Source organism: Methylobacterium tardum, from assembly GCF_023546765.1.
GTDB classification, from domain to species: domain Bacteria; phylum Pseudomonadota; class Alphaproteobacteria; order Rhizobiales; family Beijerinckiaceae; genus Methylobacterium; species Methylobacterium tardum.
This window is the reverse complement of record NZ_CP097484.1, coordinates 417,195-430,000: the sequence shown is the minus strand read 5'-3', so window position 1 is coordinate 430,000 and position 12,806 is coordinate 417,195. Positions and strand designations below refer to the sequence as shown.

8 protein-coding genes (1 of these 8 only partly in view) are annotated in these 12,806 nt (G+C 70.3%); 4 read left to right on the top strand and 4 right to left on the bottom strand.

What is annotated here, in order from left to right; translation table 11 throughout:
* Nucleotides 1-1,663, top strand: partial view of a M23 family metallopeptidase gene (locus M6G65_RS02065; protein ID WP_238200182.1) — the 3' portion only. Its footprint begins 362 nt before the window's first position; only the last 1,663 of its 2,025 coding nucleotides appear in the window; its start codon lies off the left edge, out of view; it ends in the stop codon at nucleotides 1,661-1,663.
* A gap of 15 nt (nucleotides 1,664-1,678) precedes the next feature.
* Here the strand turns inward: M6G65_RS02065 and gluQRS are convergent, their stop codons facing one another.
* Genes gluQRS through M6G65_RS02050 form a run of 3 tightly spaced genes read right to left on the bottom strand, consistent with a single transcriptional unit; the run spans nucleotide 1,679 to nucleotide 4,908 of the window.
* Nucleotides 1,679-2,542: a tRNA glutamyl-Q(34) synthetase GluQRS gene (gluQRS, locus tag M6G65_RS02060; protein WP_238200181.1), complete on the bottom strand. Its 864-nt coding sequence runs from the start codon at nucleotides 2,540-2,542 to the stop codon at nucleotides 1,679-1,681.
* Entirely contained in the window at nucleotides 2,539-2,820 is a 282-nt protein-coding gene (locus M6G65_RS02055; protein WP_238200180.1) for a hypothetical protein, read from the bottom strand. Before M6G65_RS02055 ends, gluQRS begins: the two co-directional genes overlap by 4 nt.
* Nucleotides 2,821-2,868: 48 nt before the next feature.
* Complete coding sequence (locus tag M6G65_RS02050; protein ID WP_238200179.1) at nucleotides 2,869-4,908, bottom strand: ATP-binding protein; 2,040 nt, start codon at nucleotides 4,906-4,908, stop codon at nucleotides 2,869-2,871.
* 271 nt (nucleotides 4,909-5,179) lie between these two features.
* On the opposite strand from M6G65_RS02050, the gene M6G65_RS02045 reads away from it, so the two are divergent.
* Together M6G65_RS02045 and M6G65_RS02040 are read left to right on the top strand one after the other, a co-directional pair.
* Complete coding sequence (locus M6G65_RS02045; protein ID WP_250103503.1) at nucleotides 5,180-6,823, top strand: GMC oxidoreductase; 1,644 nt, start codon at nucleotides 5,180-5,182, stop codon at nucleotides 6,821-6,823.
* 1,432 nt (nucleotides 6,824-8,255) lie between these two features.
* Complete coding sequence (locus M6G65_RS02040) at nucleotides 8,256-9,194, top strand: LysR family transcriptional regulator (protein ID WP_238199705.1); 939 nt, start codon at nucleotides 8,256-8,258, stop codon at nucleotides 9,192-9,194.
* Nucleotides 9,195-9,368: 174 nt separating this feature from the next.
* Here the strand turns inward: M6G65_RS02040 and M6G65_RS02035 are convergent, their stop codons facing one another.
* Nucleotides 9,369-10,784: a DUF2252 domain-containing protein gene (locus tag M6G65_RS02035; protein ID WP_250103502.1), complete on the bottom strand. Its 1,416-nt coding sequence runs from the start codon at nucleotides 10,782-10,784 to the stop codon at nucleotides 9,369-9,371.
* Nucleotides 10,785-11,120: 336 nt separating this feature from the next.
* Here M6G65_RS02035 and M6G65_RS02030 point away from each other — a divergent pair, with 336 nt between their 5' ends.
* Nucleotides 11,121-12,773 (top strand): acetolactate synthase large subunit, encoded by a 1,653-nt coding sequence (locus tag M6G65_RS02030; RefSeq protein ID WP_250103501.1) that lies wholly within the window; start codon nucleotides 11,121-11,123, stop codon nucleotides 12,771-12,773.
* Nucleotides 12,774-12,806: the final 33 nt, after the last annotated feature.

Below are 12,806 nucleotides of genomic sequence, written 5' to 3'. Positions count from 1 at the left end.
TCTCGGGGATCGCGAGATCATCAAGGCGAAGGCCTTTGTCCGGCTCAGCACGCCTTTGTCCATGACCACCGGGGTCTATGCTGCGGAGCCGCCTCGCTTCGACCCGATGAAGTTCGTCTCCGACGAGCCGCTTGAGCGCGCGCCCGACGCCGCGGCGGACGCGCCGAGCGCGGAGGTCACCGTGGTCAAACGCGATCTCGGCGAGGCGGCGATCGAGGCCAGCGCGCCCGCGCTCACCGACGACGACGTCACCGCCCAGGTCGAGGAGGAGCGCCGCATCGCCGCGGAGGCCGGGCGCCGCGCCGCCATCCCGATCGCCCCGCAGATCATGCTGTCGCGAACCCTGCAGCAGGGCGGATCCGCCGACGGCGACGGGGCGGCATCGAAGGAGGCGAATCCGTTCAAGTCCATCGAGGTCCTGGTCGTCCCCGAGAACGTCACCAAGGTCGCCAAGACCGAGCTGAAGCCGAACGAAGTGCCGCTGGTGGAGGAGCGCGACCTCGCCCTCAAGCGCGGCGAGACCCTCGAGAGCACGCTCAAGGCTACGGGCTTCGCAGGCGATGAGGCGATCCGCGGCGTGGTCGCGGCCCTTGGCGGCAGGGCGAAGACCGCTGCTCTCAACGAAGGCCAGGCGATGCGCGTGCAGATCGCCCCCGGCTCCCATCCCGGCGATCCGCGCCAGGTCACACGTGTGGTGCTCTACGGAGAGAACGGCATCGAGGCGATCGCCGCCCTCAACGACCGGGGCGCCTTCGTCTCGGTGGCGCCGCCCGTCGAGGAAGCCCCCGCCGCGAAGCCGCAGCCCCAGGCGGAGGCCGGCGAGGATGAGGATGAGGATTCGGGCTCCGGACCCCGTCTCTATCAGAGCCTCTACGAGACCGCGGCGCGCCACGACCTGCCCCGCGCCACCGTCGAGGATATCGTCCGGGTGTTCAGCTACGACCTGGATTTCCAACGCCGGATCGCCAGCGGCGACGGGCTCGACGTGTTCTACACCTACGACGACGAGGCGAGCGCAGACCGGCCGGACCTGCTCTATGCGGCGCTGACGCTGGGCGGCGAGACCCGCAAGGTCTATCGCTTCCAGTCCCCGGATGACGGCACCATCGACTATCTCGACGATCAGGGGCGCTCCCTGAAGAAGTTCCTGCTGCGCAAACCGATCGCGGACGGGATCATGCGCTCGGGCTTCGGCTACCGCCGCCATCCTGTACTCGGCTACGCCAAGCTGCACACCGGTGTCGACTGGTCAAATCCCATCGGCACCCCGATCATGGCGGCGGGCAACGGCGTGGTGATCCGCGCCGAGATGACCTCCGGCTACGGGAATCGGGTCGAGCTGCAGCACGTCAACGGTTACGTCACCACCTATAACCACATGTCCCGGTTCGGCCGCGGCATCCGTGAGGGCGTCAAAGTTCGGCAAGGGCAGATCGTCGGCTATGTCGGCTCCACCGGCCTGTCGACCGGCGCGCATCTTCACTACGAGGTGATCATCAACGGCCATTTCGTGGACCCGATGAAGATCCGCGTGCCGCGCGGCCGCGAGCTCGACGGGCGGCTGCTCGCCGAGTTCAAGCGTCAGCGCGAGCAGATCGACGCGACCATGCAGAAGTCCAAGAGCGCCACGGCACTCGCCCAGCGCGACGCGGTGGTGCGCTGAGCCGTCGCGCTCGGATCAGGTGAAGCCGAGCCGTGCGCGGATAACACCGGGAGTCACCCCCGCGGCGCGGAGGTCCGCGAGGGATTGCGAGCCGCGCGACTTGGCGAGCTTCTCCCCGGCGGGGTCGAGAAGCAGTGGGTGATGCCGATAGCGCAGCACGGGAAGACCGAGCAGGCGCTGCAGCAGCACGTGGAGATCGGTGGCAGCCTCCAAGTCGCGGCCGCGGACGACGTGGGTGACCCCCTCCTCCGCATCGTCGTGGACCACCGACAGATGATAGCTCGTCGGCACGTCGCGCCGCGCGATGACCGCATCACCCCAGCGGGCCGGTTCGGCGGTGACCTGATAAGCGCCGGCCTCATCGAAGGCGCAGTAGGCATAGGGGCCGGGGGCTTTCCGCAGCGCGGCCGCCATGTCGAGGCGCCAGGTATGCGGCTCGCCGCGGGCGAGGCGGTCGGCCACCTGTCCGGCTTCGAGCGTGCGGCAGGTTCCGGGATAAAGCGGAACGCCGTCCGGATCGCACGCGGTCGCGCTGCCGGCCGCGACCCGGGCCCGGATCTGCCCGCGCGAGCAGAAACAGGGATAGGCGAAGCCTCCCGCGATCAGGCGATCGAGCGCGGCCTTGTAGGACCCCATATGTTGCGACTGACGCCGCACCGGCTCCGGGTAGGTCAGCCCGAGCCAGGCGAGGTCTTCGACGATCGCCGCGATCAGCTCGGGCTTCGAGCGCTGCGGATCGATGTCCTCGATCCGCAGGCGGCACACGCCGCCCATCCTGGCAGCGAGATCGGCGTTGAGCAGCGCCGAATAGGCGTGGCCGAGATGGAGGCGCCCGTTCGGGCTCGGTGCGAAACGAAGGAGCGGCGTTCCGGACCTCACCCGTCTTGATGGCGCAGGCAATGCGGAGTGGCGGGCTGGCAGGCGACCCCGGGAAGCGAGCAGGCCGGCCCCTCCGGGAGTCGCTGGCAGACCGTGCAGCCGTCGCTCCATTCGAGGCAGGCCGGATCCTCGGCGGCTGAGCGCGGCGCCGGTGCGTGCCGGGCGGGCAGCAGCGCGCCGAGCAGCACGGTCGCGATCACGAGAATCGCCGTTCCCCATGCGGCGAGCGCGCCGCTCGATGAGCGCGGTGCGGGCGACGGGGCGGTGGCTGTCGACATGGAGATCCTGTTGGCGCGGTGCGTGCCCCGCTGTCAACGCGGCACCCGTCAGGCCGCGCGCGCCGTCCGGCGTTCCAGGAGAGCCGGAAGCAGTTTCACGTTGAGCGGCTTGGCCAGGAAGCCGTCGAAGCCCGCTTCTCGGGCGGCGCGCTCGTCCTCCGGGTCGGCATTCGCCGTGAGCGCGACGAGATGGAGCCGATGGGTGTCGGGCGATTCGCATTCGGCGGCACGGATCCGGCGGGCGGTTTCGTGGCCGTCGAGGCGCGGCATCCGCACATCGATCAGCGCGAGATCGAACGGCCCGTCGGCGGTCAGCCTTTCCAGCGCCTGCACGCCGTCCACCGCGTGAACGACCTCGGCTCCGAGCCGCTCGAGCGCACGGGTCGCCAGGAGCGCGTTGATCGGGTTGTCTTCGGCCAGCAGGACTCGCAGGCCGGCACCGGACCGCAGGGCCGGCGCGGCGGGCGCCGTGGCGGTCTCCGACGAGGCGGGAAGCGCGAGCAGGCGCTCGAACAGGGACCGCGCCCGGACAGGCTTGATCAGGTAGCCGTCGAAGCCCGAGGCGCCCGGCGCACCGAAGCCGCGCCGGTCGAAGGGCGACAGCAGCACGAGGCTGCAGCGCACGCCGCAGGCGCGCGCGGCGTCGGCGATCTGCCGCACCGCCGCGTCCCCGAGCGCCCGGTCCGCCAGCACGACGTCGAAGGCCGCCCCGGACAGGGCGTCGAGGCCGGATTCCAGGCTGTCCACGATGACGGCCGCGGCCCCGGCCCGGGACAGGCTGCGCGCGAGATAGGGAGCCTGGTAGGGTGAATCGGCGACGATCAGGCAGCGCTGGGCGTTCAGGCGCACTGCGGGACCACGCCTCCGCCGCTGGCCGCCGCGGGCGTCCGGCAGCGGCAGCGCCACCCGGAAGATCGAGCCGCGTCCCACCCGCGATTCCGCCTCGACGCGTCCGCACATCCGGGTCACAAGACGCCGGGTGATGGCGAGACCCAGCCCGGTCCCCTCGTGGCTGCGGCTGGCGCTGCCATCACCCTGCTCGAACTCCTCGAACAGGATCGGCAGCCGATCTTCCGGAATGCCCGGACCGGTATCCGAGACCGCGATCACCACTTCCCCGTCACCCGCCTCGGAGCGCGTGAAGGTCAGGCTCACGCCGACGCCGCCGCGTTCCGTGAATTTGATGGCGTTGCCGGCGAGGTTGATCAGGATCTGCCGCACCCGGTCGGCGTCGCCCAGCAGGCTCAGGGGCACGTCCTCGGCGACGTCGAGGGCGATCTCGATACCCTTGTCCTGGGCGCGGGGCGCCAGCAGCTCGACCACGCCCTCGGCGAGCGCCGGCAGGTCGAAGGGCTCGGCCGCGAGATCGAGACGGCCGGCCTCGATGCGGGAGAAGTCGAGCACGCCGTCGATCAGGCCGAGCAGCGCCTGTCCGCTGGTCCGCACGGCCTCGACATAGGTGCGCTGTTCCGGATTGAGATCGGTCCCGAGGACGAGATCGGCCATTCCCAGGATGCCGTTGAGCGGCGTGCGCATCTCGTGGCTGATGGTGGCCAGGAAGCGCGATTTCGCGACGCTCGCCGCCTCGGCCTTCTCCAGGGCGGCATCGCGGCTGCGGATCGCCTCGACGCGTGCCGTCACGTCCCGGCCGGCGCGCAGCCAGTGCATCGCGTCGCCGTGCGCCACCGGCATCTCCACGAAGGCGAACCAGCGGACCCGTCCGTCGACCGAGCGGACCTGCGCCTCCATGCGGCGCACGCCGTCCTCCCCGATCTCGACCGCGCCGCGCTCCAGGATCTCCAAGTCGATCTGCGAGCCGAGCAGCGTGATCGGCTCGCGGCCGAGAAGCCGGGCGAAATCCTCGTTGGCGTAGGTGATCCGGCCGCTCGCATCCCGCTGGACGATGACCTCCGTGGTCGCCGCGACCAGGGCACGATAGCGGTCCTCGCTCTCGCTGATCCGCCAGAGGCGGTCGTGCATCCGCTCGGCCTCGTTCTCGTCGGCGGGCACACCGCGCCCCCGCCAGCGTCCCAGGGCCAGGATCGCGGCGATCAGGAGTGCCAGGACCAGCGCGATATCCTTGATCATCCGTGCCTCCCCGGCGGCAGGCCGGTTCGGTGCAGGATCGCAGGCGAAGCTGAAGGCGGAGTTGGGAAAGGCGCTTAACCGGCTGTTGCGGCATTCGCCGAATGCGGGGCGGTGCGCGCCTGGAGCGGCACGGCCGCCCTCGACCGGCCGCGGCTCGGGCGTATCTGCCGGAAACGTCGCCACGGCGCGATCCGAACAGCGGCTCGCGAGTTGCCTGCCAAGACCAAGGCCAGGACAAAGGCCAAGACAAAGGCCCGGACGGAGACCGCACATGCCCGGCGAGCATTATGACGTCATCATCGTCGGGTCCGGCCCGGGCGGCGGGACGATGGCGTGGCGCCTGGCCCAGACCGGCAAGCGCATCCTGCTGATCGAGCGCGGCGACTATCTCCTGCGCGAGCCGCGGAACTGGGACAGCCAGGCCGTGATCGCCGACGGTTACTACCAGGCCAAGGAGACGTGGTACTCCTCGGACGGCAGCAGCTTCCATCCGGGGCTGCACTACTACGTCGGCGGGAACTCGAAGTTCTACGGCTCGGTCCTGTTCCGGCTGCGCGAGAAGGACTTCGCCGAGATCCGCCATCAGGACGGCATCGCGCCGGCCTGGCCGGTGGGCTACGACGAATTCGAGCCGTATTATCAGGCCGCGGAGGAACTGTTCCACGTCCACGGCCTGCGCGGTGAGGATCCCACCGAGCCGTGGTCGAACAAGCCCTACGCCCATCCGCCGGTCTCGCACGAGCCGCGGATCCAAGAGCTGTTCGACAATCTCAAGCAGGCCGGCCATCACCCGTTCCACCTGCCGGTGGGCGTGCGGCTCGCCGAGAAGGACGGGCGGGCGGTCTCGACCTCGCCCTGCATCAAGTGCGAATCCTTCGACGGCTTCCCCTGCCCGACCAACGGCAAGTCGGATGCGCAGACCATGGTGGTCGACCCCGCCCTGCGGGACTGCCCGAACCTCACGCTCCTCACCCGCACCTATATCGAGCGTCTCGTCACGGACGCCGCGGGCCGCACGGTGACCGGTGTCGTCGGCACCCGTGACGGCGATCCCTTCGAGGCCTCCGCCGACATCGTCGTGGTGGCCTGCGGCGCGCTCTCCTCGGCCCTGCTGCTGCTGCGCTCGGCGAGCGACCGGCACCCGAACGGCCTGGCCAATGGCTCGGACCAAGTCGGCCGCAACTACATGCGCCACAACAATTCGACGGTGCTGGCGATCTCGAAGACGCCGAACCCGACCCGGTTCCAGAAGACCCTCGGGCTCAACGACTTCTATTTCGGCGACCCGGATCCGAAGGATGGGTGGGATTTCCCGCTCGGGCACATCCAGATGGTCGGCAAGTCCGACGGGGCTCAGATCCATGGCGAGGGCCTGCCGGGCTTCCTGCAATGGTTTCCCAACAAGCCCTTCGACTGGATCGCCAAGCATTCGGTGGATTTCTGGCTGACCTCGGAAGACATTCCTCTGGCTCAGAACCGGATCTACTACCGGGACGGCAAGGTCCATCTCGATCTCACCGAGACGAACGTCGAGGCGCACAAGCGGCTGCGGCACAAGCTGCAGGAGATCTGCGCCTTCACCGACATCCATCCGCACCTGTTCGACCGCTCGCTCTATCTCGGCAAGAACGTCCCGATCGGCGGCACCGCGCACCAAGCCGGAACGCTCAGATTCGGCGACGATCCCGCGAACTCCGTGCTCGACCGCAACTGCAAGGCGCACGAACTCGACAATCTCTACGTGACCGACGCGAGCTTCTTCCCGTCGATCGGCGCCGTGAACCCGACCCTGACGATCATTGCCAACGCCCTGCGGGTGGCCGACCACCTCGTCCAGCGGATGGGCGCCCGGGACGAGATCGCGCCGCCCCGGCTGTTCGACCACACCGAGCCGCGCGAGCCGGTTCCGGCGTGATGCCCTTGTGAGTGGGCCGGCAAGACCCGTCCGTCGGAGGGCCCGAGCCGCCCGCCGGCACGCCTCATCGTCACCGCGCGCCCTCCGCTCCGTCATCCCGGGGCCGCGCGGCGGAGCCCGGGATCCAGACACGCCGAGGCGCCAAGACATGGCACCAACAGCGGCTCTGGGTTGCCCGTCTGCGGCGTGCCCCTTTGGGTCCGGGCTCGCCTCCGGCGCCCCGGAATGACGGCGCGGGGGCGTGACCGGCAGGGAGGCGCCGTATGAATTTCCTCCGTCATCCCGGGGCCGCGCAACGGAGCCCGGGATCCAGACACGCCGAGGCCCCAGGACCAGGTACCACCGGCGGCTCTGGGTTGCCCGCCTGCGGCGTGCCCCTTTGGGTCCGGGCTCGCCTGCGGCGCCCCGGAATGACGGCGCGGGATGGAACCGGCAGCGAGGTGCCGCTCCCGCCATGCGCGATCATCCCCGCGCGCGGTTGGCGCCGGGGGCATGGCCCAAGAGACGAACACGCGGGACGCGGGACGCCGCGGGAACCCAGGTGTCGGCCAGTCAACGCGCGGGATCCGATCCCCGCGGCGCCCGCGGCATCGACCGGGCATGGTCCCCGGCCGGTGCCGTCTTTCTCGTCGCGGTGTCTTGCGGCGCCCCGGTCCTGCGCGGTGCCTGCCAAGCGGTCTCAGGCGAGGCGAACCTCCGGAACCCGCTATCAGTGCACGGGCCTTCCAGCCGTGTGCCCGCCTCGTAGTGGGCGGATCCGCAGGGTGCGTAGGGTCGGCCCAGTGGCGGGTCGGCGCGAGGGCGTTTCGGCCCCCGCCGGGCAGACTGCCGCCCGGTCTCACGCCCGCCACCGAGACACGCCCCGTACCGGCACGCCGCCCGGGGCGATGGCGGCTGAGAGCCACCGACGCGGGCACCGCCCCGCGCCACGAACCCGCCCGGTCAGCCACCGGGCGGGCCCCCGAAGGACGCTCCGGGATCGCGCCCGGGCCGCCGTGGGCAGGTGGCGGCTAATGAGCACAAAATAGGAACATTGTCAAGGGCGGAGCGTGCGCTTCGCGGCGTAGCTGTGTGCGTAACGCTCCCCCACCGTCGTTCCGGGGCGCCGCAGGCGAGCCCGGAACCCAGAGCCGCCGAGGATGCCAAGTCCTGGCGCGTCGGCGCGTCTGGATCCCGGGCTCCGCTGCGCGGCCCCGGGATGACGGGGCGGCTTGCGGTGATGCGACGCTTCCCACTCGGTCCTGCGCCTCATGCCGTCGTTCCGGGGCGCCGGAGGCGAGCCCGGAACCCAGAGACACCGGTGGTGCCAAGTCCTGGCGCGTCGGCGTGTCTGGATCCCGGGCTCCGCTGCGCGGCCCCGGGATGACGAGGTGGGGCGGCACCGGTGCGTCTGCTATGCCGGGCATCCGAGCCCTCATCGATCGCGACGCGCGTGGCCATCGACCATATTGACCTCACCCGGATCGACCTGAACCTGCTCGTCGCCCTCGACGCGCTGCTCGACGAGCGCAGCGTGACGCGGGCGGCCGCCCGGGTCGGCATCGGCCAGTCGGCGATGAGCTCGAGCCTCGCTCGCCTCCGTCGCCTGTTCGACGACGAACTCCTGACCCGGGCGCCCGACGGGATGCGTCCGACGCCACGCGCGCTCAAGATCGCCGAGCCCCTGCGCGCCACGCTCCGGCAGGTCCAGGCGCTGGTGCACCGGGAGGAGCGGTTCGATCCGAAGACCGTCGAGCGCAGCTTCACGGTCAGCCTGCCCGACAGCGTCGAGGTGCTGCTCGGGCCGCGGCTGATCGCGGAACTCCGCCGGGAGGCGCCCGGCATCCGGCTGCTGCTCCGCTCCGTCGACCGGGCGCGGATCCTCGACGAGCTCGACGCAGACCGGGTCGATCTCGCCATCGGATTGTTCTCGGAAGGGCAGATCCACCACAAGCAGCGGCTCCTCTACCGGGACAGCTACGTGGTCCTGTTCAACGCCGCGCTGATCGGGCTCCAGCCGCCGATCGGCCTCGACGATTACCTCCGCTTCCCCCACGTCCTGACCTCCCTGCGCGAGACTGCGCACGGGGTGGTGGACGACGCCCTCGCCCTGATCGACCGGTCACGGACCCTCGCCGTGACGACGCCGCGCTTCCTCGTCGTGCCGTTCCTGGTCCGCGCCGCGCCGGTGATCGCCACAATGCATGCCCGGCTCGCCACATCCTTCGCCAGCGCCCTGGCGCTCAGCGTCAGCCCGGTTCCCGTGCAGCTCGACGACGTGGCGGTCTCGATGCTCTGGCACGCGTCCTACGATCGCGATCCGGCCCACCGCTGGCTGCGCGACCTGCTGGTCCGGCTGGCTCACGAGCCGCCAGATTTCGGCGTCCTCTGAGACGATGTCCGTTCGAACGCGTCGGTGAGCGCAGCCCTCAGCGTGGTCACGCGCGCAGCGAAGTCATGCGGGGCCGCGCCCGGCAGAGCGGCGTCGCGCTGTCTGGATTGCTTCGTTCCGCGCGCAAAGACGATCGGGCCGCGGTTATCGGCCCTCAGGCTTTGACCGCGCGCCTCACAGGCAGGGATCCTCGGCCGCCTCCAGGCGCCCGCTCGCGATGGCGTCGCGAAACAGCGCGTAATCCGCCGCGTTCCGCTCCGTGTAGGCGGCCGCCCAGTCGGCGATCGCGCCGCCGAGGTCGTGGTGCTTGCCGCTGCCGCAATAGCCGGTGATCGCCGCCGCGTCGCCGGTCCGGGCATGGGCCCGGGCGAGGAGCACCCCGTAGGCGTACGCGAAGGTCAGGAGCGAGACGCCGGACATGCGGGCCAGCGGGATCGCCCCTTTCAGGTTCTTCATCTGGCGCACGTAGTAGGGCCGGCCCGCGATGCTGGTCCAGCCGAGCAGCGGGTCGCCCAAGGCCTGGAGCAGGCGCTGTCCGTAGATCACGCGCTCGCCCTCGTGACCGGCATAGGGCGCCGGCATGCCCGGCAGGTAGGGGGCATGGGCCGGGCGGACCGCTTCCTTGACCTGGAGGAAGAGCGCGTCCGCGTCGGAATTTCCGAACAGGAGCGCGACGTAGGCCCGGGTGCCGACGCTGCCGACACCGACGACGCGGTGGGCGACGTCGACGACGTGATAGCGGTCGAGCATGAAGCGCCGCTCGCGCGGCAGGGTCTCGGCATAGCGCTCCAGCCCCGTCACGATCCCGTCCCGCGTCGCATCGTCCACGGCCGTCAGGATCGGCGGGTCCACCTGCAGGCGCCAGCTGCCGTCGGTGCGCCGCTCGGCCAGCTGGCCGAGCAGGCTGCGGTTGTTGCGCCGCCGCGCCTTGTCCACCGCCCGCCGGACCACCCCCCGGGCCTCGGCATCCATCCGGATCCCGGTGAGATGCGGGGTGTCGGCCCGCGTAGTCTGGTACCAAACGTCGAGGGAGCCCTGGGGCGCGAGGCGCCGCATCGTGTGCTGATAGCCGGCGACCACCTCCTTCACGGCGGCGCGGCGCTCGCTGCCCGGGATGCCGGCATCGGCGGTGGCGACCGCGATGCCGGCGGCGAGACGCTTCAGGTCCCATTCCCACGGGCCGATCGTGACCTCGCCGAAATCGTTGAGGTCGAGGACGATGTCGCGCTGCGGCGTGCCGAACAGGCCGAAATTGTCGGGGTGCGCATCGCCGTTCATCACCACGTCGATGCCGCTGCGCGGCCCGCGCGAAAGGTCCCAGGCCATCACGTGGGCGGCCCCGCGCAGGAATGCGAACGGCGACGTCGCCATCCGGGCGACGCGCAGCGGAATAAGGTGCGGCTGCCGTCCCCGGTGCGCCGCCTCGATCAGCGCGACCGGATCGGGACGGTCCGGATCGGACGCGAGCGCGGCCTGGGCCGCGTGGGGAATCTCGCCGCGCAGCTGCTTGCCGGCGTGCCGGCGCTTGTCCCAGGACTCGACGCCGACCCGCAGGTCGATGCGCGGGAAATCCGCAATCGGTGCCAGCACCGGATCATCGGCCCCGCTGGCGGACTGGGCCTGTCCGCGCGGCAGTTCAGTCCCGTTGCTCGCCGCCCGATCCATGACTTTCCGATCCGCTTCAGGCTGGACAACCTTGACCGTGCCGCGGCGTTCCGAGATGCCGACAGTCTTGCACAGATAGCATCTGCCCGGCTCTGTGACTGTTCAGCCGTGACCGGGCCTTGACCACTCTCCGGGTGAGCCCTCTAACCGTTCGACTATTCGAGGGCGTCTGTCGTCCCGCGCCGTTCACGGTCTCGCGACCAGCGGGCCGGAACCGGACCGGACGCCCGATCGGCCGCCGTTGCATCAGCGAGACGTCGCATGCCCAAGGGTTCAGATCTCCTCGTCGCCGCCCTCGAGAACGAGGGCGTCGACCGCATCTTCGGCATCCCCGGCGAGGAGAATCTCGACGTCGCCGAATCCCTGCGGAACTCCAAGATCGAGCTGGTCCTGACCCGCCACGAGCAGGCGGCGAGCTTCATGGCGGCCACCCACGGCCGCCTCACCGGCCGCCCCGGCGTCTGCCTCTCGACGCTGGGCCCAGGCGCCCTGAACTTCTCCACCGGCGCCGCCTACGCGCATCTCGGCGCCATGCCGATGATCATCATCACCGGCCAGAAGGGCATCCTGTCCTCGCGTCAGGCCAAGTTCCAGATCGCCGACGTGATCTCGCCGATGAAACCGATCACCAAGATGGCCCGCCAGATCGTCTCGGCCTCGCCGATCCCCACCATCGTGCGCGACGCCTTCCGGGTCGCCACCGAGGAGCGGCCCGGCCCGGTTCTGCTGGAGCTGCCCGAGGACATCGCGTCAGAAGAGGCCGAGGCGGATCTCGTCCCCTCGCACCCGATCGACATTCCGGTCGCCCACCCGACCGCGATCGCGCGCGCGGCGGAGATGATCCTGAAGGCCAAGCGCCCGCTGATCATGCTGGGCGCCGCCGCGAGCCGCCCCCGCGCCACCGGCGAGCTCGGCGGCTTCGTGCAGCGCACCGGCATCCCGTTCTTCACCACCCAGATGGGCAAGGGCACCGTCGCGGGCGGGACCGACCTCTACATGGGCACCGCGGCGCTCTCGGAGCGCGACTACGTCCACGAGGCGATCGACAAGGCCGACCTGATCATCGCCATCGGCCACGACACGATCGAGAAGCCGCCCTTCTTCATGGGCCAGGCCGACCAGAAGGTCCTGCACATCAGCTACATGCCGGCCAACGTGGAGCAGGTCTATTACCCCGACGCCGAGGTGGTCGGCGATCTCGGGCCGACGCTGAAGCTGCTCGCCGAGAAGCTCGACGGCAAGCTCCCCAACGCGGGCGCGCTGCTGCACCTGCGCGAGCACATCCTCAGCCATATCGGCGACCGGGCCGGTGAGGACCGCTTCCCGGTGACGCCGCAGCGCCTCGTGCGCGACGTGCGCCGGGTCATCCCCGAGGACGGAATCGTCTGCCTCGACAACGGGATGTACAAGATCTGGTTCGCCCGGAACTACCGCACCTACGTCGCCAACACGCTGCTCCTCGACAACGCGCTGGCCACGATGGGCGCCGGCCTGCCCTCGGCCATGATGGCGGCGATGCTCTACCCGAAGCGGCGCGTTATGGCGGTGTGCGGCGACGGCGGCTTCATGATGAACAGCCAGGAGATGGAGACCGCCGTCCGGCTCAAGCTCAATCTCGTGGTGCTGGTGCTGGACGACTCGGCTTACGGGATGATCCGCTGGAAGCAGGCGGTCGACAAGTTCGCCGATTACGGCATGACCTTCAACAACCCGGACTTCGTCCTCTACGCCAAGTCGTACGGCGCCACCGGCCACCGGGTCGAGTCGGTCAACGACCTCGTGCCGACGCTGGACCGGGCCTTCGCGGCGGGCGGCGTCCACCTCGTGGCGGTGCCGATCGACTATTCCGAGAACACCCGCGTGCTGGTCGACGAGCTGCGCGCCAAGGTGAAGGATTTCGAGCCCGCCGAGTGAGTTCGGCGTCGCCTTTGGGTCAGGATCAAGACA